The 25,521-nt window shown below is 62.7% G+C and carries 23 protein-coding genes and 1 other RNA gene; 20 read left to right on the top strand and 4 right to left on the bottom strand.

Annotated features, from left to right (window positions below; all coding sequences use genetic code 11):
* The first annotated feature begins 19 nt into the window (after positions 1–19).
* The 8 genes from katG to rnpB all read left to right on the top strand — a co-directional run bounded on the left by katG (position 20) and on the right by rnpB (position 8,883).
* Positions 20–2,221 (top strand): catalase/peroxidase HPI, encoded by a 2,202-nt coding sequence (gene katG / locus BUA69_RS08215; RefSeq protein WP_046134950.1) that lies wholly within the window; start codon positions 20–22, stop codon positions 2,219–2,221.
* Between the two features lie 172 nt (positions 2,222–2,393).
* Positions 2,394–3,524, top strand: coding sequence for a DUF2336 domain-containing protein (locus tag BUA69_RS08220; protein WP_160300121.1), 1,131 nt, complete (start codon positions 2,394–2,396; stop codon positions 3,522–3,524).
* A 91-nt stretch (positions 3,525–3,615) separates the two neighbouring features.
* Complete coding sequence (locus BUA69_RS08225) at positions 3,616–4,422, top strand: hypothetical protein (RefSeq protein WP_046134949.1); 807 nt, start codon at positions 3,616–3,618, stop codon at positions 4,420–4,422.
* 70 nt (positions 4,423–4,492) lie between these two features.
* On the top strand, positions 4,493–5,440 hold the full coding sequence (locus BUA69_RS08230) for an ArsR/SmtB family transcription factor (RefSeq protein ID WP_046134948.1): 948 nt from the start codon (positions 4,493–4,495) through the stop codon (positions 5,438–5,440).
* Positions 5,441–5,453: 13 nt separating this feature from the next.
* Positions 5,454–6,350, top strand: a complete 897-nt coding sequence (gene metF / locus BUA69_RS08235; RefSeq protein ID WP_046134947.1) for a methylenetetrahydrofolate reductase [NAD(P)H] — start codon at positions 5,454–5,456, stop codon at positions 6,348–6,350.
* 202 nt (positions 6,351–6,552) lie between these two features.
* Positions 6,553–7,440, top strand: coding sequence for a hypothetical protein (locus tag BUA69_RS08240; RefSeq protein ID WP_046134946.1), 888 nt, complete (start codon positions 6,553–6,555; stop codon positions 7,438–7,440).
* Positions 7,441–7,557: 117 nt separating this feature from the next.
* On the top strand, positions 7,558–8,304 hold the full coding sequence (locus BUA69_RS08245; RefSeq protein WP_046134945.1) for a J domain-containing protein: 747 nt from the start codon (positions 7,558–7,560) through the stop codon (positions 8,302–8,304).
* 186 nt (positions 8,305–8,490) lie between these two features.
* Positions 8,491–8,883, top strand: an RNA gene (gene rnpB / locus BUA69_RS08250) — RNase P RNA component class A.
* A gap of 72 nt (positions 8,884–8,955) precedes the next feature.
* Here the strand turns inward: rnpB and BUA69_RS21155 are convergent.
* The gene (locus tag BUA69_RS21155) at positions 8,956–9,048 is read right to left on the bottom strand and encodes an SHOCT domain-containing protein (RefSeq protein ID WP_201777448.1); all 93 of its coding nucleotides are present in this window, start codon (positions 9,046–9,048) and stop codon (positions 8,956–8,958) included.
* A 320-nt stretch (positions 9,049–9,368) separates the two neighbouring features.
* Entirely contained in the window at positions 9,369–9,797 is a 429-nt protein-coding gene (locus BUA69_RS08260; protein ID WP_072866508.1) for a GNAT family N-acetyltransferase, read from the bottom strand.
* A 187-nt stretch (positions 9,798–9,984) separates the two neighbouring features.
* Between BUA69_RS08260 and rsmH the strand changes: the two genes are divergently transcribed.
* The 6 genes from rsmH to mraY are packed head-to-tail and all read left to right on the top strand — an operon-like array spanning position 9,985 to position 17,049.
* The gene (gene rsmH, locus BUA69_RS08265; RefSeq protein ID WP_046134943.1) at positions 9,985–10,986 is read left to right on the top strand and encodes a 16S rRNA (cytosine(1402)-N(4))-methyltransferase RsmH; all 1,002 of its coding nucleotides are present in this window, start codon (positions 9,985–9,987) and stop codon (positions 10,984–10,986) included.
* Positions 10,983–11,366: a cell division protein FtsL gene (gene ftsL / locus BUA69_RS08270; RefSeq protein ID WP_052950500.1), complete on the top strand. Its 384-nt coding sequence runs from the start codon at positions 10,983–10,985 to the stop codon at positions 11,364–11,366. The genes rsmH and ftsL overlap by 4 nt, the downstream gene beginning before the upstream one ends.
* Entirely contained in the window at positions 11,366–13,072 is a 1,707-nt protein-coding gene (locus tag BUA69_RS08275) for a peptidoglycan D,D-transpeptidase FtsI family protein (protein ID WP_046134942.1), read from the top strand. The genes ftsL and BUA69_RS08275 overlap by 1 nt, the downstream gene beginning before the upstream one ends.
* Positions 13,073–13,105: 33 nt before the next feature.
* Complete coding sequence (locus tag BUA69_RS08280; protein ID WP_046135046.1) at positions 13,106–14,545, top strand: UDP-N-acetylmuramoyl-L-alanyl-D-glutamate--2,6-diaminopimelate ligase; 1,440 nt, start codon at positions 13,106–13,108, stop codon at positions 14,543–14,545.
* Positions 14,545–15,927: a UDP-N-acetylmuramoyl-tripeptide--D-alanyl-D-alanine ligase gene (locus BUA69_RS08285; RefSeq protein ID WP_046134941.1), complete on the top strand. Its 1,383-nt coding sequence runs from the start codon at positions 14,545–14,547 to the stop codon at positions 15,925–15,927. The genes BUA69_RS08280 and BUA69_RS08285 overlap by 1 nt, the downstream gene beginning before the upstream one ends.
* A gap of 36 nt (positions 15,928–15,963) precedes the next feature.
* Positions 15,964–17,049 (top strand): phospho-N-acetylmuramoyl-pentapeptide-transferase, encoded by a 1,086-nt coding sequence (gene mraY, locus BUA69_RS08290; RefSeq protein WP_046134940.1) that lies wholly within the window; start codon positions 15,964–15,966, stop codon positions 17,047–17,049.
* Here mraY and BUA69_RS08295 read toward each other — a convergent pair.
* Together BUA69_RS08295 and BUA69_RS08300 are read right to left on the bottom strand one after the other, a co-directional pair.
* Positions 17,046–17,750, bottom strand: a complete 705-nt coding sequence (locus tag BUA69_RS08295) for an anti-sigma factor (protein WP_046134939.1) — start codon at positions 17,748–17,750, stop codon at positions 17,046–17,048. The two genes, mraY and BUA69_RS08295, sit on opposite strands and share 4 nt — an antisense overlap.
* Positions 17,747–18,301, bottom strand: coding sequence for a sigma-70 family RNA polymerase sigma factor (locus BUA69_RS08300; RefSeq protein ID WP_082093795.1), 555 nt, complete (start codon positions 18,299–18,301; stop codon positions 17,747–17,749). The genes BUA69_RS08295 and BUA69_RS08300 overlap by 4 nt, the downstream gene beginning before the upstream one ends.
* Before the next feature lie 155 nt (positions 18,302–18,456).
* On the opposite strand from BUA69_RS08300, the gene BUA69_RS08305 reads away from it, so the two are divergent.
* The 6 genes from BUA69_RS08305 to murB all read left to right on the top strand — a co-directional run bounded on the left by BUA69_RS08305 (position 18,457) and on the right by murB (position 25,411).
* A complete protein-coding gene (locus BUA69_RS08305) occupies positions 18,457–19,248 on the top strand; it encodes a DUF4394 domain-containing protein (RefSeq protein ID WP_046134938.1) in 792 nt (263 codons plus the stop codon).
* 181 nt (positions 19,249–19,429) lie between these two features.
* A complete protein-coding gene (locus tag BUA69_RS08310) occupies positions 19,430–20,641 on the top strand; it encodes an MFS transporter (RefSeq protein ID WP_082093794.1) in 1,212 nt (403 codons plus the stop codon).
* 108 nt (positions 20,642–20,749) lie between these two features.
* Complete coding sequence (locus BUA69_RS08315; RefSeq protein WP_046135043.1) at positions 20,750–21,910, top strand: FtsW/RodA/SpoVE family cell cycle protein; 1,161 nt, start codon at positions 20,750–20,752, stop codon at positions 21,908–21,910.
* Positions 21,907–23,022 (top strand): undecaprenyldiphospho-muramoylpentapeptide beta-N-acetylglucosaminyltransferase, encoded by a 1,116-nt coding sequence (murG, locus tag BUA69_RS08320; RefSeq protein WP_046134937.1) that lies wholly within the window; start codon positions 21,907–21,909, stop codon positions 23,020–23,022. Before BUA69_RS08315 ends, murG begins: the two co-directional genes overlap by 4 nt.
* Positions 23,019–24,437, top strand: coding sequence for a UDP-N-acetylmuramate--L-alanine ligase (gene murC, locus BUA69_RS08325; RefSeq protein ID WP_046134936.1), 1,419 nt, complete (start codon positions 23,019–23,021; stop codon positions 24,435–24,437). Before murG ends, murC begins: the two co-directional genes overlap by 4 nt.
* Entirely contained in the window at positions 24,434–25,411 is a 978-nt protein-coding gene (gene murB, locus BUA69_RS08330; RefSeq protein WP_046134935.1) for a UDP-N-acetylmuramate dehydrogenase, read from the top strand. The genes murC and murB overlap by 4 nt, the downstream gene beginning before the upstream one ends.
* Positions 25,412–25,521 lie beyond the last annotated feature (110 nt).

The raw sequence follows: 25,521 nt of genomic DNA on the forward strand, positions 1-25,521 counted from the left end.
ACAGCTATAGGAGCCTGCCATGGACGAGAACATTTTCCCCGATCAGCAAGACGCAGCACCGGCTGGCAAGTGCCCGGTGAACCATGGCCAGTCCGGCGGTCCATCCAACCGCGACTGGTGGCCGAACCAGCTGGACCTGTCGGTGCTCCACCAGCACAGCGCGCTATCGAACCCACTGGGTTCGGCCTTCGACTATGCCGAAGAGTTCAAGAAGCTGGACCTGGCGGCGCTAAAGGCCGACCTGGCAGCGCTGATGACGGATTCGCAGGATTGGTGGCCGGCCGACTTTGGTCATTACGGTCCGCTCTTCATCCGCATGGCCTGGCACAGCGCCGGTACCTATCGGATTGCCGATGGTCGTGGCGGTGGCGGGGCCGGTCAGCAGCGCTTCGCGCCGCTCAACAGCTGGCCCGATAACGTCAACCTCGACAAGGCGCGCCGCCTGCTCTGGCCGGTGAAGCGCAAATATGGCAACCGCATTTCCTGGGCTGACCTGTTCATCCTCACCGGCAACGTCGCCCTGGAGACCATGGGTTTCAAGCCGTTCGGTTTTGGCGGCGGCCGTGCCGATACGTGGGAACCCGAGCTCGACATCTATTGGGGCAAGGAAGGCGAGTGGCTGGCCGACGAGCGCTATAGTGGCGATCGCGAGCTGGAAAATCCGCTGGCTGCCGTGCAGATGGGCCTGATCTATGTGAATCCGGAAGGTCCGGCCGGCAATCCCGATCCGCTGGCTTCGGCCCGCGATATCCGCGACACCTTTGCCCGCATGGCCATGGACGACGAAGAGACCGTCGCGCTGATCGCCGGCGGCCACACCTTCGGAAAGACCCATGGCGCCGGCGATGCCTCACTGGTTGGTCCCGAGCCGGAGGCAGCCGGTATCGAGCAGCAGGGTCTGGGCTGGGCGAACTCGTTCGGCACCGGCAAGGGCGACGACACCATTGGCAGCGGCCTGGAGGTCACCTGGACCACCACGCCGACCAAATGGAGCAACAACTTCCTCTGGAACCTGTTTGGCTATGAGTGGGAGCTGACCAAGAGCCCGGCCGGCGCGCATCAGTGGATTCCCAAGCACGGCATGGGCGCCAACACCGTCCCGAGCGCGCACAATCCGGAAAAGCGTCATGCCCCGGCCATGCTGACCTCCGACATCGCCCTGCGCGCTGACCCGGCCTACGAGAAGATTGCTCGCCGGTTCTTCGAGAATCCCGACCAGTTCGCGGAGGCATTTGCTCGCGCCTGGTTCAAGTTGACCCACCGCGACATGGGCCCCAAGGTCCGCTATCTCGGGCCCGAAGTGCCGGCCGAGGACCTGATCTGGCAGGACCCTATTCCCGAGGTCAATCACGCGGTTGTCGACGAGGCCGACATTGCCGCGCTCAAGGGCAAGATCCTGGCGACGGGCCTGTCGGTCTCCGAGCTGGTATCGACGGCCTGGGCCTCGGCCTCGACCTATCGTGGATCGGACATGCGGGGCGGTGCCAATGGCGCGCGCATCCGGCTGGCGCCGCAGAAGGATTGGGCTGCCAATCAGCCAGAGCAACTGGCGCGTGTGCTTGCGGCGCTGGAAGCGATCCAGGCCGAGTTCAATGCCGGCCAGGTTGGCGACAAGCAGGTGTCGCTGGCCGATCTCATCGTCCTGGCCGGCAGCGTCGCAGTTGAAAAGGCCATCAAGGATGCGGGCCTCGCCGTGAATGTGCCGTTCACACCCGGCCGCATGGATGCGTCGCAGGAGCAGACCGATGTCGAATCGTTCGCTCCGCTGGAGCCGGTTGCCGATGGCTTCCGGAATTATGCGGGTGGCCCGCAGCGCCTGTCGGCCGAAGCCGCTCTCGTGGACAAGGCACAACTGCTTGGCCTGACCGCTCCGGAAATGACGGTATTGGTCGGTGGCCTGCGCGTGCTCAAGGCCGGGCAGCCGGCACATGGCGTGTTCACCCATCGCCCGGAAACGCTGACCAACGACTTCTTCGTCAACCTGCTGGATATGGCGACGCAGTGGAAGCCGGCCGGACAGGGCATCTATGAAGGGCGCGACCGGGCCACCGACGAGGTCCGCTGGACCGCAACCCGCGCCGACCTGATCTTCGGTTCGCACTCGCAGCTGCGGGCGGTGGCCGAGGTCTATGCCCAGGAAGACAATGCGGAGCGCTTTGCGCGCGACTTCGTTGCTGCATGGGTCAAGGTGATGAACGCCGATCGTTTCGATCTGCGGTAATCCATCCCTGATCTGGCAACCCAGCCCCGTCGCTTGCGCGGCGGGGCTTTTTGTTGCCCGGAGCAATTGGATACAATTTGAATTAAATGCCGCCCTTGGCCTTCAACCGGTGCAAGCAGGTGGCCGTGCATTGTCAGGCTCTAGTGTGACGGCAGGAGCCGGGGATATGACAATGAGCGAACTTGACGAGGGCCAGCGGGCATTTTCGAGTTTTCGCGTTCTCAATGGTGAAGACGACCATTCCGAGCGCGAACAGCTGTTCCGGAACATGGCGCAATTGTTCTCTTATGTGTCTGATCGCTGCGACGACGAGCAGGTCGCGCAATATGACGAAGTGCTGTGCCAATTGGCCGAGCTGGTGGAAGTCGAGGCGCGGGCTCATGTGGCCAAGCTGCTCGCGCCGCTGGAGCGCGCACCGGGTACGGTGGTGGTCAAACTGGCCAATGACGACATAGAGGTGGCCAAGCCGCTCCTCGCATTCTCCAATGTCCTGTCCGATGACGATCTGATCGATATTATCGGTCGCCAGAGCGAGCAGCATCGCGTCGCTATCGCCGGTCGGTCCAGTGTGACCGAGCGGGTCGGGGAGGCCATTGTCGACCATGGCGAGACCACTTCGGTCGTGACCCTGGTGCGCAACAACAATGCCGAGTTCGACAAGGCGACGCTGGAAAAGCTGGTGGTGCGTGCCACGCGCGATGCCGAGATCGCTGCCGATCTGCGCGGCCGCTCGGAAATCGACTGGAAATCACTGCGCGGCGAGATTGATACGGTGGCCGGCCGGGTGCTGGAAACGCTGGGCGAGGTGGATCGCCGCTTTGATCCAGTAGCCGCCGGCAAGGTCAACGCCGTTGTCTATAACCGCATCCGAAATCGTGCCGGCTTTTCGGCTAACGAATGGAAGCTGGCTTATAATCAGGTCAAGGCGCTTAGCGACCGCAAGCAGCTCAATGACCGCGCTCTGGCCCGCTTTGCGCGCTTTGGCTACGGCCACCACGCCGCTGCGGCGCTGACGGTGATTCTCAAGGTGGGTCCGGAAGTGTTCGTCAAATGGCTGGCGGCGCAGGATTACGTGGCCGTGACCGTGGCGCTCAAGGCTGCGGGTCTGGCACCGGACCTGTTCGAAGCCATTGTTGCCACATTGCCGTGGCGCGATCTGCCGACCGAAGCGGAGAAGACGCAAATTCTGGCCCGCTACGAGGTCATCACCCGCGAAGATGCCACCGGCATTTTCGAACTGTGGCGCGCACATGCCTTCCGCAAGCGCACGCCCAGCGAGGAACGTTCGGCTGCGATGGTCTGAGCCAAACGCGAGGAAGGTTCGGCAGGGGCTGGCTTGCTCGAAAGGCGCTGCTATGGGATGACGTGCGCGTCCTTAGTGAGCAGCGTCCGTCATGTCCCTTCCCACCATCGTTACCTTCTGGCATGGCCCGATCAGCTGGCTTGAACGGCTCTCGGCCATTTCCTTTCTGCGCCAGGGGCATCGCGTCGAGCTTTATAGCTATGAGCCCATCGAAGGCGTGCCGGACGGGGTAGCGGTCATCGACGCCAATACCATCCTGCCGCACGACAAGCTGGTATTCTACAAGGGGCGGGGGACGCCGGGCGTGTTCTCCGACTATTTCCGCGCCAGCCTGCAGCGCGCCGAAGCTGGCATCTGGGCCGATCTCGACATGTATTGCGTGCGGCCATTGGCCAATCTGCCGGATTACGTGCTGGGCTATGAGCGGCCCGGTTCGGTTAATGGCGCCATTCTCAGGCTGCCGGCGGATTCGCCGCTGCTCGAAGACATGCTGGCGATCTTTACCGAGGCCAAGCGGCCCCTGCTGGAGCCGCATCTGCCGATTTTCCGCAGGCTGGAAGTGGCGGCCAAGCGCCTCGCCGGCCAGACCGTGCCACCCGAATATATGCAGTATGGCGCCACCGGCCCATTTGCGCTGACCCATTACTCCAAACGCCACGGCGTGGCGCCGATCCAGCCGCCTGAAGTGTTTTACCCCGTCCCCTACGAGAAGATCCCTACGCTGATGCAGGCCGGGAGCCGGATCGCGCCCTATCTGACCGAGCGATCCCTCGCGGTGCATATCTGGCGCAGCCAGATTACCAAGCGCGGTCGTATCGGCATGCCGCTGCCCGAGGCCGATAGTGCGCTGGCTTTGGTTTGTGCCGAACTGGGCATTGATCCACAGGCCGCAACTTAGCCGTCGCAAAACCCTCTGGACCCCGCCCCAAAAACGGATATAAAGACATCTTTATATCTAGTGAGAGCTAATGGCTGAGCTGGCGACATTGGTGGGCGTGTTGAAGGCGGCGGGGGAGGGCACCCGGCTGCGGCTCTTGGCGTTGCTCGCGGAAGGCGACCATTCGGTCAAGGACCTCACCGAAATCCTCAAGCAGAGCCAGCCGCGCGTGTCCCGCCATCTTAAGCTCCTGGCCGATGCCGGACTGGTCCAGCGCAATGCCGAAGGTGCCTGGGCTTATTACGGATTGGCGCAGCAAGGCGACGGCGCGGAACTGGCGCAATGGCTGATCGCGCGGGTGGACGAGACCGACGCCGAACGGCGGCGCGATGCCGAGCGCCAACAGGCAGTGCGGTCGGCGCAGCAGGCGCAGGCCACCGAGTATTTTGCCAAGGTCGCCAGCAGCTGGGATCTGCTCAAGACCCTGCACGTACCCGAATCGGCCGTGGAAGCGGCAGTCATCGAGGCGCTGGATGGCAAAACTGTCGAGTTGCTGATTGATCTCGGTACCGGCACCGGGCGCATGCTTGATGTGCTGGCGCCCAGCTACAAGCACGGCATTGGGCTCGATTCCAGTCGCGAAATGCTGGCGGTGGCACGCGCGCGGTTGGCTTCGGCTGGCATTGGGCATGCCCAGGTGCGTTTGGGCGATATCGGCGATATCGACGCCACGGTGGGCCCGGCCGACGTGGTGGTGGTCCATCAGGTGATGCATTACTTCGATGATCCGGGCCGTATGCTGGCGCAGGCGCGACGCCTGCTGAAGTCGGGCGGCAAAATGATCATCGTCGATTTCGCGCCCCACGAACTGGAATTCCTGCGCAGCGAGCACGCCCATAGGCGTCTGGGTCTGTCGCAAAGTCAGATGAGCGGCTGGGCCGCGGCCGCTGACCTCGCCGTGGAGGCCGTGCGCGAGTTTCCCAGCGATACTGAAAACGGGCTGACGGTCTGCCTCTGGCGCCTCAGCGACAAGTCTTGAACGGAATATGACTATGATCGACGATAATCTGCGCGCCAGCCGCCAGACCGCCGCCACGCGGCCAGAACTGCAACTCTCCTTCGAATTCTTTCCGCCCAAGACTGACGCGATGGAGGAGCGGTTCTGGGATTCGATCCACAAGCTGGCGCCACTCAACCCGCGCTTCGTTTCGGTGACCTATGGCGCTGGCGGCACGACACGCGAGCGCACCCTGCGCATGGTCTCCAAGATCAAGACCGACACGGGCGTCGATGCGGCTGCGCACCTGACCTGTGTCGGCGCCAGCAAGGATGAAGTCGATGCGGTTATCCGCGGTTTCCAGGCCGCGGGCATCGGCCGCATCGTGGCGCTGCGCGGCGATCCGCCGGAGGGGATCGGCCGGCCATTCACGCCGCACCCCGAAGGCTATCAGAACGCTGCGGACCTCGTGGCGGGCATTCGGCGTATCGGCGACTTCGATATCTCGGTTGCAGCTTACCCCGAAAAGCACCCGCAGAGTGCCAATTGGCAGGAGGATATCGACAATCTGAAGCGCAAACTGGATGCGGGTGCCACCCGCGCCATCACCCAGATGTTCTTCAACAACGCCGATTACCTGCGCTATCTCGACCGGGCCCGCAGTGCCGGGATTACCGCGCCGATCGTGCCGGGGATCCAACCGATCCATAGTTTCAAACAGATATCCGGCTTTGCCGCGCGTTGCGGCGCCTCGATCCCGGACTGGATGGCAGAGCGTTTTGCCGGTCTTGAAGACGATCCTGAAACCCACGCGCTGGTCGCCGCCGCCATTTCGGCCGAGCAGATCACCGAACTGCTGGACGAGGGTGTCACCGAATTCCACATCTATACGCTCAATCGGTCCAACCTGGCGCTGGCGCTGGCACGGTTTCTCGGCCGCCGGCCGGGATAACAGTTCCGCGCGGTCGCTGGGCTGCGTTCTCCACAATGTGGTGCCATGAGAGCCGCCAGCGCCGCCGGGCGACCCGATAAGTATCGTTCAGGTCCCATTCAGGTTGCCTGGGGCAGGTAGGGGACAAGGGGCCACTTTCATAAAATGGCCATCAAAGTCGTCTCTTTCGTCCGCAAGGGCGGATCAATTCGGGACTGAGAGCATGCAGATCAACCGCCGCATCACCAATGGCCTCGCCTGGGCTGGCTTGTTCCTTGTCGTCGGCATTCCTGCTGCAGACCTCCTGTCCGCCCAGTTCATGGGCGAAACAGAGGGCATTGCGGTTGCCTCGGTGCCGAGTGAACGCAGCGCGCCCATGCCCGCGCCGCTGAGCCAGCGTCCTGCAGCGCCGACGCAGGTGGCCCTCGTGCCCCCTGCCAAGCCCGCTGCCGCTCCAGCCGCAGCCAGGCCGGCAGCGGCCGATCCGGTCGACGGCTTTCTTGCTTCGGGCCGCAAGCTACCCTCCTACATTACCGGTGGCGATGCCGCTGCGCCGGCGGCGCCGGCAGAAACGGTGCCGACCCAGATTGCCGCTGCACCTGAGCCTGTTGTGCCGGTCACTGCTGCGCCGGTTGCGAGCGCGGCTGCCGTGTTGCCGGCAAGCGAGGCGGCGGCGAAGCCGGCGCCCGACGCGCCGGAGATCGATCCGATCGAGGTCGCCTCGCTCGGCTCACAGAAAATTGCGCCGGTGCCAATGCCGCTTGCCATGCGCCCCGTCAATCAGGTGGTTGCGGCCAGGCCGACCAATTCGATCGATGCGACCAATCCGCTCGGCGTTGCCCCGGTGGTCGCGCCATCGCAGAATGCCCAGGCCTATCCGCCGATCGGCATGGATGACCTGGAAGACTGGGAAACCGGCCCGCTGTCGGACTTCCTGGCCGAACGCCAGAACGGCCGCACGCCGCCGTCCCAGCGTGCCGATCGCAATTACGACAGCAATTATGATCGCAATGGCTTCTTCCTCAGCGATGGTCCCAACAACAGCCGCCCGCAGCGCGATCGGCTCGTAGGCCCCGCCGATGACGGGTTCTTCCTGCCGTTCGTCAACTAGGGCGTAGACCGTCCATGCAGCGGTGGCGGTGGACCACGGGCCCGCCGCGCGATAGGTTATGGAAAAATCAGGCGCGGCGCCCATCGCGCCGATAATCGTTTCTGAAAGGCTGCCCTGATGCTGTGCTGCGTGCGCAAGTCCGAGGAGAACCGAGACATCTGGCAAAAGCTGACCGAGTTTCTGGGTTCATTTTCCAGGCGGACCGGCGCAGTCGGATCGCTGGCGAATTTGCTCGACCCGGATAATTGGTTGCCGGGCGGTCGCGATGCTGCTTTCACCCTGGCGCTGATTGCGCTGGCTGCCAAGATGGCGGTCGCCGATGGCGCCGTGACAGCCTCCGAAGTCCGGGCGTTCAATGCTACAGTCGAGATTGCCGCCGGGCAGGAGCCGCAGGTCGAACGGCTGTTCAATCTCGCCAAGCAGGATGTTGCCGGCTACGACGCCTATGCCCGCAAGATCGCCCGGTTTTTTGCCGATACGCCCGATACGCTGGAGCATGTGCTCGACAGCCTGTTCTTCATCGCTACTGCCGATGGCATGGTGCATGAGGCCGAGTTGGATTACCTCAAATCGGTCAGCGACATTTTCGGTTTCGATGACGCACGCTTCGAGCAGATGGCGTCCCAGCATGTGATGCTGGAAAAGGGCGTCGATCCTTATGTGGTGCTGGGCCTCGCCCCCAATGCGCCGCCCGAGGAAGTGCGCCGGGTCTACCGCCTGCTGGTGGCCGAGCATCATCCCGACCGGCTGATCGCCAAGGGCGTGCCAAGCGAATTGATCGATGTTGCCACCGCCCGCATGTCGGCAATCAACCTGGCCTATCAGGCGATTACCAAGCCGCGCCCGCAGCCGCTGCTGAGTTAGGCGGGCAGGGCTCCACGGCTTGTTGTTCGGCGTAGCATGGCCCATCCTCGCGCACATTTGCAGCCCGGTGGGGATAAGACCCATCGAGGGTGCAAATGGAAACACTGCACGCGTAACCGGTGCGCAACCGCTGCCGCATCGTCTGCGTGCTTGACGGCGCTGGCATCCTCTCTCTACATCACCCTGCCAGTTGACCGGGTGGCCGCTGTCGGATGGGTAACTGTCCGATGGAGGAAAGTCCGGGCTCCATCGAAACACGGTGCCGGGTAACGCCCGGCGGGGGCGACCCTAGGGAAAGTGCCACAGAAAGCAAACCGCCGGTCTTCGGACAGGCAAGGGTGAAAGGGTGCGGTAAGAGCGCACCGGGCGACCAGCAATGGAAGCCGCACGGTAAACCCCACCGGGAGCAAGACCAAATAGGGATGACGCGGGGCTTCGGCCCCAGCCTGTTTCGAGGCCAGATCATCCGGGTTGGTTGCACCAGGCGTCCTGGCAACAGGCGCCGCAGATGAATGGCCACCACGTACGCACTCTCGGGTGCGTGCCCTACAGAACCCGGCTTATAGGTCAACTGGCATTTTGACCCTCGGAATGGTGGCCCTTTCGCGGGAGTGGATCTCGCGAAAGGCTGATGTGTTGATCCCGGCGAGATCAGCCGAGAATGCGGGCCTTCTGGGCAGCGAATTCTTCCTCGGTCAGAATGCCTGCAGATTTCAGTTCGGCCAGCTTCTGAAGCTGGGTCATGGCCTCTTCAGTGATGCCGGCTGGGGCAGCGGCAGCAACGGGAGCGGGCTCAGCTGCCGGCTGCGTTGCGCCAGCCTGGCGGCCGGCGACGGCCCCCGAGACGGCAGTTGCAGTTCCGGCGATTACGGCAGTGCGAGCGACAGTCTGGGCCGTGCGGCCGAGAAGACTAGGGCCGCCTCTTCTTGAAACAGGCACGGTACACCTCCTCTGTTCACTGGACCGGGTGCTTTAAGCTTGCTCCCGGTGACATCGAGCATAGGAGCATCCCGGCGAGATGAACAAGTTAATACTTGTCGTCGCCTGATACAGGCCGGTGCCCACTAAAGAGCTTTGGTGAACGTGATCTCGTATGGGTCAAAGCCGAAGCGCAGGTAAGCAGAGATAGCAGCGCGGTTCTTTGACTTGGCGGATATTCTCAGCCAGGTGCAGCCCTTGTCGCGCATGCGATTGGCCAAGGTGTCCAGCAGCGCCTGGGCAATGCCTTGTGCGCGATAGGCCGGATCGACAAACAGGTCGGCCAGCAGCGCGAACTGGTTGAACGCGGCGTCCACCAGATTGTCGTCATCCGTCGCACGATAGCCGCAGGCGAAACCGACCGGTTGGCCCCCCGCGACACAGACCAGCATCTCACCGTCCCGTGTGGCCACCCGCTCTACCATGCCAGCCAAGTAGCTGGCTGAGATGTCGGCCGGCTCCCGCATCGGGTAGCCGAGAAGGTCCAGTTCATATTGCTGGATGGCGTCATTCATCCGCCCGATCGCGGCCTTATCAGCCGGAATAGCGTCGCGAATGAACCAGTTGGCGGCAGGGTTTTGCGTCATGGCAAAGATTACTTGTCGGTAACGGGGTTTGGGAAACAGAATCTTAAACGGTCTTGGTCAAAGTGCCGAGATTGTATGCGTCCGGCCCTCTGCCGGGAGTGGAGTAGTGCGAGATATGGGCAAGCGTCCTGTGCCCGAAGTCAGCCAGAATACCGGGCCCCATGTTCCCGTTCTGTTGAACGAGGTCATCGCGGCCCTGTCTCCGCTCGCCGGTGCGCGGATCGTGGATGGCACGTTTGGCGCTGGCGGCTATTCGCGGGCTTTGCTCGAGGCGGGTGCCAATGTGGTCGCCATTGATCGCGACCCCAGCGTTCTGCCCTATGCCGAAGCGCTGAGCGCTGATTTCCCGAACAGTTTCACCTTTGTCGCCGGTACGTTCTCGCAGCTGGATAGCCTGGCCGCGGAGCACGGTGCGATTGACGGTGTCGTGCTTGATATCGGCGTCAGCTCGATGCAGCTGGACGAAGCCGAGCGCGGCTTCTCGTTCATGCGTGATGGTCCGTTGGATATGCGGATGAGCGGGGCAGGCGAAAGCGCTGCCGACCTCGTCAACACGCTCGATGCCGAGCCGCTGGCCAATCTGCTCTATGCCTTTGGCGAAGAGCGCAAGTCGCGGCGCATTGCCCAGTTCATCGTCGCCGCGCGCGACATCGCTCCTGTTACCACGACGCTGGAACTGGCCAGGATCATCGAGAAGGCCATTGGCCGCAAGCCGGGTGACGCGCATCCGGCGACAAGGAGCTTTCAGGCCCTGCGCATCGCGGTGAATGGCGAGTTCGACCAGCTGGTCGAAGGGCTGTTTGCGGCCGAGCGCCTGTTGCCCGAGGGTGGCAAGCTGGCCGTCATCACCTTCCATTCGCTGGAAGACCGCATCGTCAAGCGCTTCTTCGATCCGGAAAAGGGCGGTCCGACCCAGTCTCGCCACCTGCCGCAGGTGCAGACCGAAAAGCGGCGTTGGGACGAAGTCTCCAAGGCCCGCAAGCCCGGCAGCGAAGAGCTGGCGCGTAATCCGCGCTCGCGCTCGTCAATCCTTCGGGCAGGGCGTCGCACCGCCGCACCGGCGCGGCCGCTGAGCCTCGATGGTCTCGGCGTGCCCAAGATCCGGGGTGCCGAATGATCCGCAACCTCAACATCATCCTGATTTTCACCAGCGTACTGATGCTGTCTGGCGTCTATGCGCTGAAATTCTCGATCGAGAATACCGCCAGCGAACGCACGGCCCTGATCTCGCAGATCAGTGCGCAGGAGGGGGAGCTGTCTCTGCTCAAGGCCGATTGGGCGGTGCTGAACCAGCCCGGCCATATCGATCCAATAGTACGTCGCCATGAAATGATGCTGGCAATCGGACCGGTGAAGCAGGAACAGTTCGGCTCGTTCGCCGCGCTAAGGATGCGTCCAGCCAAGCCCGACAATGCCGGGCTGGATGCGCTGTTCCTGTCGCTCGACGCGGGCATCGACCCCATTGACGCCATTCTCGAACTGGAAGGGATCGAGTAATGGCGGTGATCGGCGAATTTGCCCCAACCATCGCGCTGGATGGCGCGCGCAAGGTGCGCGGAAACCTGACGCAAAACCGCATCCGCTGGATGATCCTGGCGCTGGTGTTGGGCTTTAGCATGGTTGGCGGCCGCCTGGTGCAACTGGGCATGGTCGAGACCGACACCACTATCGAAGGGCAGGCGCGCGATATCATTACCGCGACGCGGCCGCCGATCCTGGATCGCAACGGCATGGAAATGGCCGTCGATATCCGCGTGCCCTCCCTGTTTGCGGAGCCGCGCCGCATCATCGACATCGAAGAGGCCGTGCAGAAGCTACGCACCGTGCTGCCCAATCTCAGTGAGAACTGGCTGCGCGACCGGCTGACCGGCGACAAGGGGTTTGTCTGGCTGCAGCGCGAACTGAGCCCGGCCATCGAAGAGCGCATCATGCGCCTTGGCATTCCCGGCATCGACTTCATCACCGAATCCAAGCGCTTCTATCCCGGCATGACCGAAGCCAGTCACATCCTGGGATCGGTCAATATCGACAATCAGGGCATTGCCGGCATCGAGCGCCACATGGATGGTGAAGACGTGGCGCTGCTGCAGGATCTCGGGCTGGCTCGCGGCAACGCGCTGGCACCGGTGGAGCTTTCGATCGACATGCGCGTGCAGCATGTCATGCATGAGCAGCTGGTCGATGCCATCGAGCGCTACCAGGCCGTGGCCGCTGCCGGCGTCATGGTCGATATCTATACCGGCGAAGTGGTGGCGCTGGCCTCATTGCCCGATTTCAATCCCAATGATCCGCGCACCGCGCTGGTCAAGGATAGCTTCAATCGCATCACCGCCGGCATTTTCGAGCCCGGCTCGATCTTCAAGACTATTTCCATTGCCGGCGCGCTGGATAGCGGCGCGGTACGGATCAACGATCAATTCGACGCCCGCTTCGGCGTCAGATTCGGTCGCTTCACCATCGACGACTTCCACGGTAAGCACCGCATTCTGAGCCTGTCGGAAGTCTATAAATACTCTTCCAATATCGGCACCATCCGCGTCATGCAGGCGATGGGCAAGGACAATTACCGCGCCTTCCTGACCACGATGGGCTTCGATCAGCGCGTTCCTTTCGAGCTGCCGGAGATGCGCCTGCCGACCGTTCCGAAAGAATTCTCGGAAATCGGCGCGGCAACCGCCTCTTTTGGTCACGGACTGTCGGTTTCCCCGCTGCATATGGTGGCTGCCTATGGGGCATTGACCAATGGCGGCAATTACATAGCGCCAACGCTCTACAAACGCGATCGCGCGGAGGCCGAGACGCTGTATCGCCGTGTAGTGCAGCCATCGACCAGCGCCAACATCCGCTATCTGATGCGCCTCAATGCGCTTGAGGGCTCCGGCTCGCAGATGAACAAGGCGGCGCTGGGCTATCGCGTCGGCGGCAAGACCGGCACGGCCGAGAAGGTGGTCGATGGCCGCTACTCGTCCAGCAAGGTGACCAACTTCTTTGCCTCGGCCTTCCCGCTGGACAATCCGCGCTATGCGATGGTTATCATGGTAGACGAGCCCAAGGCAGAGAACCCGCAAACGGGCACCACGGCGGGCTGGAATGCCGGCCATGTTACTGGCCGCATCGTCCAGCGTGTCGCGCCGATGCTGGGTATTGCCCCGGATTTCAGCGAGATACTCGACCGCAATATCGTTCCCCAAATTCTTCGCTAATAGATTGATCCAGAAGGATAGTCTGACGTGTCACTGAGTGTAACCCAACTGCTCGAAGGCTCCGGCGCCCGCCCCAAAAAGGGTCTTGGCGCCGTCTTTGGGCTAAATTCCGACAGCCGCGCCATCGAGCCAGGCGACATCTTCTTCGCGCTGCCCGGCGCCAAGGTGCACGGCAATGATTTCGTGGCCGAGGCGGTTGCGCGCGGTGCGCTGGCTGTTATCAGCGACAAGGCGCCAGTTGGCGACCCTGGTGTGCCGGTGATCATCGTCAGTGACGTGCGCGCGGCCTATGCCCGCGCCGCCTCGCGCATTTTCGAGCCGCAGCCGGAAATCACAGTGGCCGTCACCGGGACCAATGGCAAAACCTCGGTCGCCTCTTTCGTGCGCCAGATCTGGACTTATGCTGGCATTCCCGGTGCAAGCATTGGCACACTGGGTGTCGATACCCCGACGCGTCATATCGATGGCAGCCTGACCACCCCCGACTCTCGGACGCTGCACCAGAACATGCGGGCGCTGAAGGCGCAGGGCATTGATCACGTAGCTCTGGAAGCTTCAAGCCATGGGCTCGACCAACGCCGGCTCGATGGCATGCATTTCGAGGCCGTGGCCTTCACCAATCTCAGCCGCGACCATCTCGACTATCACCCCAACATGGATGAATACCGCAACGCCAAGCTGCGCCTGTTCACCGACCTCTTGGTCGATGGCGGCCCGGCCGTGGTCAATGTCGATGACCCCGAGCACGAGCCCTTCATGTTCGCCGCACTCGGCAATGGTTCGACGCTTTTGACCGTGGGCCGTGAAGGCGCCTATATCGAAACCCTTTCGATCAAGCCAGAAGGCTATGGACAGCGGGTCGAAGTCCGCCATGTCGGTGAAAAGCTCAGCTTCCATCTGCCGCTGACCGGGCAATTTCAGGTCAGCAATGCACTGGTAGCGGCGGCGCTCGCCATGTCCAGTGGCGTCGACAAGGCCCAGGCCTTCCCGGCGCTGTCGGAACTGGTTGGCGCGAAGGGGCGGCTGGAACTGGTAGCCGAGCACAAAGGCGCGGCGATCTTTGTCGATTATTCCCACAAGCCGGTGGCGTTGGAATCGGCGCTCGCCTCGCTTCGGCCTTATGTCAAAGGGAAACTGCGGCTGGTATTCGGCGCGGGTGGAGACCGCGACAAGGGCAAGCGCCCGATAATGGGCGAGGTTGCCCATCGCATGGCCGACGACGTTATCGTGACCGACGACAATCCGCGCACCGAGGATGCGGCGACCATTCGTCGGGCAATCCTGGCTGCGGCCAAGGGCGCTCGCGAAATCGGCGACCGCAAGGCCGCGATCTTTGAGGCCGTCAAGGCGTTGCGCCCCGGGGACATTTTGCTGATAGCGGGCAAGGGCCACGAGGATTACCAGATCATCGGGACCACAAAACACCATTTCTCCGACCATGAAACCGTGGCCGAGGCACTCAAGGGACTATAATGCCAGAACTTTTCACGGTTGAGGCGCTTTTGGCGGCCACCGGCGGGCGGGCTGAAACGCTAGCCGCGAAAAGCATCGGCTCGATCTCCATCGACTCGCGCGAATTGGGCGAAGACGCCTTGTTCGTTGCCATCAAGGGCGACCGCTTCGATGGTCATGACTTTGTCGAAGCCGCGTTCAAGAACGGTGCCGTGGCCGCGCTGGTCTGTAAAGGCGGGGCCGGCGATGGCCGTATTCTGGTTCCCGACGCTCTTGAGGGCCTGCGCGATCTGGCGCGGGCGGCGCGGCAACGCAGCCGCGGTGTCGTTGTCGGGGTGACTGGCAGCGTCGGCAAGACCACCACCAAGGAAGCCATTCGCGTCGTTCTATCGGCCGCCGGGCGCACCCATGCTTCGATCAAGAGCTTCAATAATCACTGGGGCGTGCCACTGATGCTGGCCGGCATGCCGGAAAATGCTGATTTCGGCGTCTTCGAGATGGGCATGAGCGCTGCGGGCGAAATTACGCCACTGACCCAGCTGGTCCGTCCGCATATAGCCGTGATCACCACCATCGCCCCGGCGCATCTTGGGGCGTTTGACTCGATCGATGGCATTGCGGCGGCCAAAGCGGAGATTTTTGCCGGGGTTGAACCTGGCGGCACGGCCGTCCTGAATATCGACCACGAACAGGCACATTTGTTAACCGCAGCAGCCAATGCCTTCGGTGTCCGGATTGTCACCTATGGCTTTGCGCCCGGTGCCGACTGGCATGTGGGCAGACTGGAAACCACAGGCGACGGCAGCGTTGCGGAAATCCACCATGACGGCGCAATTCATAGCCTTTTGCTCAATGTGCCCGGCCGCCACATGGTGGCCAATGCTGTCGCGGCCATGGCGGTTGCCAAGATTGCCGGCGTAGAACCAGATGTGGCGCTGACAGCGCTGGCCGGTTTCGGAGCCCAACCGGGGCGGGGGCAGAAGCTCTTGCTCGGTCCCAGTGACAAGCCATTGTTGCTGGTCGATGAAAGCTACAATGCCAATACCGCATCGATGACTGCGGCGCTGGACGTGTTCGGCAGCCAGAAGGCGTCGAACGGACGCAAGGTGCTGGTGCTGGGCGATATGCTCGAGCTTGGCACCGAAAGCGGCAAGCTCCATGCCAGCCTTGCTGCAGCTGTCAATGCAAGCGGCGCGGACCGCGTCTATCTGGTGGGCACGCACATGGCTGCACTGGCCGAGGCGCTCGGTGGGGGACGTGTGGTCGCTCACACACAGACCGCTGTGGAGATGGCGGACATCCTCGTCAACGACCTTGCCTATGGCGACGCAGTTATGGTCAAAGGGTCCAAAGGCGTGGGGCTGGCGGGCATCGTCGACAAAATCCGCAACCGGTTCGCGTGAATCCCGGCTAGCACCCATTCGAGGACACCTCCATTCATGTTGTATTTTCTCGGCCAGCTTGGGGACAGCCTCACAGCCTTCAACGTTTTCCGCTATGTGACCTTCCGCACGGCTGGTGCGACGATTACGGCGCTGTTCTTCGTGTTCATGTTTGGGCCCGGGATGATCGCGCTGCTGCGGCTGAAGCAGGGCCGGGGTCAGCCTATCCGTGAGGACGGTCCGGCCGGACATCTGCTGACCAAGAAAGGCACGCCCACCATGGGCGGCCTGATGATCCTGACCGGGGCCGTGACCTCGACGCTGCTGTGGTCGAACCTGTCCAATGGCTATGTCTGGGTGGTGCTGTTCGTCACCATCGGGTTTGGCGCCATCGGGTTTTATGACGATTACCTCAAGGTCAAGCGCATGAGCCACAAGGGCTTTGGCGGTCGCCAGCGCCTGGCGCTCGAAGCGCTGATCGGCGTCATTGCCTGCTATGCGATTTCTCAGCTGGGCGAAGACGCCACCGCGACCTCGTTGTTCTTCCCTTTCGTGAAGGGGCTGGCGATTGATCTCGGCTATTTCTTCCTGCTGTTCGGTGGCTTCGTCATCGTGGCGGCTGGCAATTCGGTGAACCTTACTGACGGGCTGGATGGCCTGGCCATCGTCCCTGTGATGGTCGCGGCGGCAGTCTTCGGGCTCATCGCCTATCTCGTCGGCTCCGTCACATTCTCGGATTACCTGCTGATCAACTACGTGCCCGGTACGGCCGAGCTGTCAGTGGTTTGCGGTGCGTTGATTGGGGCAGGGCTCGGGTTCTTGTGGTTCAATGCCCCGCCGGCCCAGATTTTCATGGGCGATACGGGTTCGCTCGCGCTGGGCGGCGCATTGGGTGCCATCGCCGTAGCTACCAAGCATGAGATCGTGCTGGCGATTGTTGGCGGTCTGTTTGTGCTCGAAGCGGTCTCCGTGATCGTGCAGGTGGCTTCGTTCAAGCTGACCGGCAAGCGGGTGTTCCGCATGGCGCCGATCCACCACCATTTCGAGCATCTGGGCTGGACCGAGAGCCAGGTGGTGATCCGGTTCTGGATCATCTCCTTCGTGTTGGCGCTGATCGGCCTGAGTTCGCTCAAGCTGCGCTAGGAAAGCGGCGCCTTCGCAAACCCCTTGACCAGGATCGGCCCTGTCGGCTTGCCGGTGGGCGAGCCCGGGGCGGGTTCGAGCGTGATTTCGTAGAGCTGGCCCGATTGCGGCGCGGGCAGGTCAGGCCCAGCCAGCCGGATAGCGCGGGGATCGGTGAATGTGCCGAGCGAAACCGGCCCAGTCGCCGGATCGGGCAGAGTCCACACCTGCAGCACCTGGCCCTCGGGCACGCTGAACTGTTCGAGCGGCAACAGCCGCACGCTATCGTCGGCGAAAGCCTCGACAATGGCGCCCGGCATGGCGTCGCTCTGGTTGAGCAGTACCGCTATCATCACCGGTTGGCGCTGACCCGTGCCAAAGCTCCCGGCAAGGTAGCCGACGCCAAGCGCCACGACCACGCTGGCGGCCATTGCCATCCAGTTGCCACGCCCGACCCTGCTGAGCCCAGGCTTGCGCTGCTGGCGAATATTGACGTAGGCGGGTGGCGCATCGAGGCGTTGCTCGATGCCAGCCCAGAGCCCGGGGCTGACGGCTTGTGGCGTCGCTGTGTCATCCAGCGCCTGCAAATGCGCCTGTAGCCGGTCGACTGCTTTTGCTAGTTCGGCATCATCGGCCATCGCCCGCTCGAACGCTGCCAGTTCGCTGCCATCCAGCAGTCCCAGCACGTATTGGCCTGCCAGTTCCATCTGTTCACTGGTCATGACAGGCACTCCTGCAGCGCGACGACGCCGCGGCGGATCCAGGCTTTGACGGTGCCAAGCGGGGCGTTCATGGTGGCGGCGGCTTCCCCGTGATTTAGGCCAGTGACGTAGCACAGAAGGATCGCCCGTCGCTTGGGCTCGTCCAATTGTCCCAGGCAATTGCGCAGCGCGTCGCGGTCAGAGAGCGCATTGAAGGCCGCCGTGGCATCGACACTGCGGTCACCCATATCGGCGAGTACTTCGCTATCGTGAAATTCCAGCCGCGCGCCATCGCGCAGCATGTTGAGCGCCCGGTTGCGGGTGATGGTGGTCAGCCAGCCTCGGGCATTGCCCCGGCTGGGATCGAACTGGCCGGCCCGGCGCCAGGCGGCGACAAATGTATCCTGCACGGCCTCTTCGGCCAGATCGCGGCGGCGCAGGATGCGCTGGGCAATCCCCACCAGCCGGCCGGCCTCACTCTCGAACAGGGTCGACAAAGCCGCGCGCTCGCCCTTGGCGATCCGCAGCAGCAATCCATCGGCGTCGATCTGATCATGCATGACATGCAACATGGGGGAGTTCGTCCTTCATGTCGATTACCCGCCGGCGTCCCATATGGATGCAGGCAAAGAAAAATTTCTGGCCGCTGCATCCAGAGCCGTGAGCTGGCGGGTAGTCCCTCTGTAACCGGCGCAGTTCAGGCGCCACCACACAGAGGAGACGTCCGATGACTGCCCTTTCCCCCCTTGCCCTGCGCACCGCCCTTGCCCTTGTTGCCCTGACTGCCACTGCCGGCGCCACGCTGGCCGCTCCCGCCATTGGCCTTGTCGGCGGCAAGACGCTGGTGATGTTCGATACCGAAACCCTGGCCGTCAGCGGCACCATGGACGTGACCGGCGTCGATGGCCTGGCCGGCATTGACGTGCGCCCCGCCGACAAGCTGCTCTATGGTGTGTCCAATGCCGGTGAGATCGTCACCATCGACACGGCCACGGGCGCTGCAATGGTCAAGAGCACGCTTTCGGAGAAGCTGCCGAGCTTTGACGGCGCGATCGTTGACTTCAACCCGATGGCCGATCGCTTGCGCCTGATGGGCGCCGATGGCACCAATCACCGCGTCAATGTCGATGATGGCATGGTCACCGTCGATGGTTCGCTGGCCTATGAGGACGGCGATATGCATGCTGGTGAAAAGCCGGCCATCGTCGCGGCCGCCTATATCAATTCCTTCGGCAAGCCCGAGGCGACCAAGATGTTCGACATCGATGCGACCATCGTGGCGCTGATCCAGCAGACCAAGCCCAATGACGGCACGCTCGCCGCTATCGGTAAGCTCGGCGTCGATGGCGGGGGCAGCTATGCCTTCGATATTGCTACCACCAAGGACCTGAGCAACACCGCCTATCTCAGCATCGACAACACGCTTTACACGGTGAACCTTGAAACCGGTGCTGCGACGTCGGTCGGGGCGATCGAGGGTGTCGATGGCATGTTGAGCGATATTGCTATCCTCCAGTAAGCAATGTCGAACGGTTATGAGGGCACGGTGGTTCGCCATCGTGCTCTCATGACTGCATGGCTGCCGGGTGCTGTACGCATGCGTCGACGCGGCTTTCTGGTTGCGGCGCGGCGTGACACTGCTAGAGACTTAGCCTGACCAGGCGACGATGGAACGGCGTTGCAAATCCAGGGGCAGCGCCATGACAACAGCCATTTCGCAGGATATCGGCCTCGACGCTGGCCCGCTTGCTCATATCAAAGTGGTTCCGGTCCTGCTGGCGCTGGCCATGGGCGGCTTTGCCATCGGCACCACCGAATTCGCCGCCATGAGCCTTTTACCCTATATAGCCGCCGGGCTACAGGTCGATGAGCCTACTGCCAGCCATGCCGTCAGCGCCTATGCGTTGGGTGTGGTGGTTGGGGCGCCGCTGATCGCGGTGTTTGCCGCGCGTTTTTCCCGCCGTCTGACCCTGATCTGGCTGATGGCGGCGTTTGCGTTGGCCAATATTCTCAGCGCCATGGCGCCCAGCTATGGCTGGTTGCTGCTGTTCCGCTTCATCAGCGGCTTGCCGCATGGCGCCTATTTCGGTGTCGCTGCATTGGTCGCCGCGTCCCTTGTGCCACAACACCAGCGCACCCAGGCGGTAGCCAAGGTGATGCTGGGTCTGACCGTGGCCAACATTATCGGAGTCCCGGTAGCAACTGCATTGGGGCAGGCGCTGGGATGGCGCTTTGGCTTTGCCATTACCGGGTTTCTGGCGCTGGTGACCTGCGTCATGGTGTTCGCCCTGGCTCCGCGCGATCCGGCCCGGCCCGGGGCCAGCCCGTTGCGCGAATTGGGGGCGCTCAGGCGTCGTCAGGTCTGGCTGACCCTGGCGGTGGGCGCGGTTGGTTTTGGCGGTATTTTCGCCGTCTACGCCTATACGTCCACGATCCTGCTGGAGGTCACCATGGCCCCGCCCACGGTCATCCCAATCGTCATGGCCATCTTTGGCGTCGGTATGACGCTGGGCACCCTGGGCTCTGCCTGGGCCGCTGACCGGGCATTGATGCCGACGGCGGCGGGCCTGCTCATCGCCAGCGTCATCATTCTCGGCGCTTTCCCGTTCCTTGCCGGCAATGTCTATACGCTCGCGGCCGGCGTTTTCCTCGTCGGTGTGACCTCAAGCCTCGGCACCGTCCTGCAGACCCGATTGATGGATGTTGCGCAGGACGCGCAGACCCTGGCGGCGGCGCTTAATCATGGGGCGTTCAATGTTGCCAACGCCCTCGGTCCCTGGCTGGGCGGTATGGCCATTCTCGCGGGATTCGGCTTTACCTCCGTCGCCTGGGTCGGGGCAGGGCTTTCCAGCCTCGGTCTTGTGGTGCTCGGCATAGCGGTATGGGATGAACGTCGGTCAAGGAAAGCTTGAGCCGAGTCGCAAAACGCAATTCCGGTTGGAAATCAGTAACCAACGCCGGCGTACAATGAGGGAAGACTTTGTTTCTCTCAGGAGGCCGGGCAAACCGGCTCAGCCATGATGTTTTCCCGGGCAGAAAAGACTCCGCTGGCCGAGTGGTGGTGGTCGATAGATCGCGAACTGCTCGGGGCACTGATCCTGCTCATGACCTGTGGCATGGTGCTGAGCTTTGCCGCCAGCCCGCCGGTCGCTGAGCGGCTGGAACTGTCGCCCTGGCACTTCATTATCCGCCACGCCCTATTCACGATCCCCGCCCTGGGTGTGTTGGTGGCCACCTCGTTCATGAACCATCGCCAGGCCCGTATCAGTGCGCTGATCGCTTTGGTGGTCAGCCTGGTGCTGCTCTGGGCGACATTGCGCTTCGGCACCGAGGTCAAGGGCGCGCGGCGCTGGATTTCCTTTGCCGGGCAGTCGCTCCAGCCCTCAGAATTCGTCAAGCCCGGCTTTGCTGTCATCGCTGCGTGGCTGTTCTCGGAATCGATGATTCACAAGAACGTTCCCGGCAAGATATTGGCCACTCTGGTCATGGGCGCCATCGTGGCCGGCCTGCTGCTGCAGCCCGATATCGGGCAGACTGCACTGGTGCTGGCGACCTGGGCGGTGCTGCTGTTTCTCTCCGGCATTTCCTGGTTTATCATTTTTGGGCTGGCCGGCGTGGCGGGGGTGCTTTTGTTCGGCGCCTATGTGTTCTTCCCGCACTTTTCCCGGCGTATCGATACCTTTCTCAACCCCGAAGGGGGCGGCAACACATACCAGATCGACCGCGCGCTGCAGTCGCTGCTCGAAGGCGGATGGTTCGGCCGCGGTCCTGGTGAGTCCGTCGCCAAGAAGCTCATTCCAGACGCCCATGCCGACTATGTATTTTCAGCGGCGGCGGGTGAGTTCGGCATCCTGTTCTGCCTGGTGCTGGTGGGCCTGATCGCTTTTATCGTGCTGCGGGCCATGATTGGTGCCCAGCGCCAGACCAGCCTCTTTGCGCGCCTTGCCGCATCGACACTGGCCATTCAGTTTGCCATGCAGTCGGGTATCAACCTTGCCGTCAATCTCAACCTCATTCCGCCCAAGGGCATGACGCTGCCCTTTGTCTCCTATGGTGGTACTTCGATGATCGCGGTTGCCTTCGGCATGGGCTTGATGCTGGCGCTTACCCGGTCGAAACCCGAAGAGCGGCTGACCACGGGTCTGCCCGCCTATCGCAGTGCACTGGCGCCAGCCGAATGAAAAAATTCGTCCTTATGGCAGGCGGTACGGGTGGGCACCTTTTCCCCGCCATGGCCTTGGCACAGGAACTTGCTCGCCGCGGTCACGCCATCGAATTGATGACCGACCACCGTGTGGAAAGCTATGGCGCCGATTTCCCGGCCCAGGCCATCCATGTCGTGCCCGCCGCAACGCCCTCGATCCGCAATCCGGTCAAGTTCGTCAGCGCCGGATTCAAGATCGTGGGCGGTATCTGGGTGGCGTTCGGCATGCTGGGCAAGATCAAGCCCGATGCCGTGATCGGCTTTGGCGGCTATCCGACCTTCCCGCCCTTTGTCGCAGCGAGCTTGCGCGGCATTCCGGGCATTCTGCATGAGCAGAACGCCGTGCTTGGCCGCGCCAACAAGGCGCTGGGGCGCTTCGCAGATATCCTGGCGATGAGCTTCCCCGATACCAAGTTTGCCGATGCGCTCAACCTGGAAAAAGTTGTGACCGGCAATCCGGTGCGTGATCGGGTGCGGGCCGTCGCCGGTACGCCCTATCCGCCGCTCGATGGCCAGGGACCGATCCGACTGGTGGTATTTGGCGGTAGCCAGGGTGCGCGGGCGATCTCCGAGATCGTGCCTGCCGCCGTGGCGCTGGTGCCAGAGGCGCTGCGCCATCGCCTCCATATCGTCCAGCAGTGCCGTGCCGAGGACCTGGATCAGGTGGCCGAAGTCTATCGCCAGGCCAAGGTCAATGTGGAACTGGCGACGTTCTTTGATGATCTGCCCGAGCGGATGGCGCGCTGCCATCTGGTGATCGGGCGCTCCGGCGCTTCCACCATTGCCGAGCTCTGCGTGCTTGGCCGACCTGCCATAATGGTGCCATTGCCCGGCTCCATCGATGCCGACCAGAAGAACAATGCGCTCTTCCTGGAAGCCGCCGGCGGCGGCTGGATCGCCGAGCAGGCCACGCTGTCGCCGCAATCGCTGGGCACTCGCCTTACTGACCTCATTACCAACCCGGCAACATTGCCCAAAGCCGCAGCCGCAGCCCGCTCACTGGGGCAGCTGCGCGCAGTCGAAAAGCTGGCGGACCTCGCCGAGATGCTTGCCGGGAAGGGCACCACCGAGATGGAACACACCCCATGAAAATGCCGCGCAATATCGGACCCGTCCACTTCGTCGGCATTGGCGGCATCGGCATGAGCGGCATTGCCGAAATCCTGCACAATCAGGGTTACGTGGTGCAGGGTTCCGACGCCGCTGCCAATCCCAATGTGCAGCGCCTGCGCGACATGGGCATCAAGATCGCCATCGGCCAAAGTGGCGACAATCTCGGCGCCGCCGAAGTCGTGGTTATTTCTTCGGCGATCAAGAAAGACAATCCCGAGCTGATGGCGGCCCGTGCCCGGGCGCTACCCGTGGTGCGCCGCGCCGAAATGCTGGCCGAAATCATGCGTTTCAAGACCGCCATTGCCATCGGTGGCACCCATGGCAAGACCACCACGACGACGCTGGTGGCGACGCTGCTCGATGCTGGCAATCTCGATCCCACCGTCATCAATGGCGGCATCATCAATGCCTATGGCACCAATGCGCGCCTTGGTGGCGGCGAATGGATGGTGGTGGAGGCCGATGAGAGCGACGGCACCTTCGTCAAACTCCCGGCTGACGTGGCCGTAGTCACCAATATCGATCCCGAGCATCTCGATCACTATGGTGACTTCGAAGGCGTGCGGAAGGCCTTCCACCAGTTCGTCGAGAATGTGCCGTTCTATGGCTTTGCCGTTATGTGCCTCGATCATCCCGAAGTGCAGTCGCTGGTCGGCGAGATCAAGGATCGCCGGGTTATCACCTATGGCCAGAACCCGCAGGCGGATGTGCGGCTGGTTGATCTCGAAACCATTGATGGCGTCAGCCATTTCGCCGTCGAGATACGCGACCGCATCCGTCAGACCCAGTTGCGCATCGATGGCCTGCAGCTGCCCATGCCTGGTATTCACAATGCGCTCAACGCCACTGCTGCGATTGCCGTTGCAGACCAGTTGCATGTGCCGGCAGAGGCGATCCGCAAGGGTCTCAAGGGCTTTACTGGGGTCAAACGCCGCTTCACCAAGACTGGTGTGGTCGGTGGCATCACCGTCATCGATGACTACGGTCACCACCCGGTCGAGATTGCCGCCGTTCTGCGGGCTGCCCGCGAGTCCACCAAGCGCGATGTGATCGCCGTGGTGCAGCCACACCGCTTCAGCCGCCTCCAGGACCTGTTCGACGAATTTGCGGCCTGCTTCAACGATGCCGATACAGTGATTGTCGCGCCGGTTTATGCCGCCGGCGAGCAGCCCATTGCCGGCGTGACCAATGAAGAGCTGGTCAACCGCATCCGCGCGCGCGGTCACCGCGATGCCCGCATTCTCAATAGCGCAGAAGAGCTGGCCGAGTTGATCGCCAGCCGCGCCGCCGATGGCGATTATGTCGTGTGCCTGGGCGCCGGCAACATCACCCAATGGGCGGCGAGCCTGCCGGTCGAGTTGGGCGGGTTGCTGGGGGAGGAGCCAGTATGAGCTACCCCGACCTGATCCCGACCTTTGGCCCCTGGATCTCCGAGGTTCGCGGCCGCCTGATCCCCAATCAGCTGCTGAGTGAAATCACCTGGTTCCGCGTTGGCGGGCCGGCGCAGCTGTTCTTCACCCCGGCGGACGAGGCCGATCTCGCTTTCTTCCTCAAACACCTGCCGGAGGACATTCGTGTCACCGTCATCGGGCTGGGCTCGAACCTGTTGATCCGTGACGGCGGGCTTGATGGCGTCGTCATTCGCCTCAGTGGCAAGGCTTTCGGCCAGGTCGAAATCCTCGACGATCACAAGCTGCGCGTTGGCGTGGCGCTGCCCGACGTCAAGGTCGCCACGGCAGCCGCCGAAGCGGGCATTGATGGGCTCACCTTCTATCGCGGCATTCCCGGTGGTATCGGCGGCGCGCTCTACATGAATGCCGGCTGCTATGGCACTGAGACGCGCGACCGCATGGTCGAACTGCGCGCAGTTACCCGACAGGGCGAGATCATCACGCTGACCAATGCGGATATGGGGTATCTCTATCGCAAGTCGAATGGGCCACGCGGCGCCGTGTTCACCTCGGCGGTCTATCAGGGCTTTGCTGGGGATCGCGACGATATTCTCAACCGGATGCGCGAGATCACCGAGAAGCGCGAAAGCAGCCAGCCGACCAAGGCCAAGACTGGCGGCTCCACCTTCAAGAACCCCGAAGGTCATTCCAGCTGGAAGCTGATCGACGCGGCCGGTGGCCGTGGTCTCACCGTGGGCGGCGCGCAGATGAGTGAATTGCACGCCAACTTCCTGCTCAATATCGACAATGCCAGCGCCCATGATATCGAAACGCTGGGCGAGACGGTGCGCAACAAGGTTCGCGCCCATTCCGGCATCGAACTGAAATGGGAAATCCGCCGCATGGGCCATTTCGAGCCCGGCCGCGAGGTGCGCGAATTCCTCGATGGCGATGTCTTCACCGGAGCGGTGTGACGCAGTGATCCTGCGCGCTGCCCACTCCATTCACAGCGCTGCCCTCGGACTGGATTCGGGGGCCTCTCTCCATACGGCAGAAGCGGCCAATGATCCCCGGACCCAGTCCG

It is taken from the genome of Devosia limi DSM 17137 (assembly GCF_900128975.1).
Classification (GTDB): domain Bacteria; phylum Pseudomonadota; class Alphaproteobacteria; order Rhizobiales; family Devosiaceae; genus Devosia; species Devosia limi.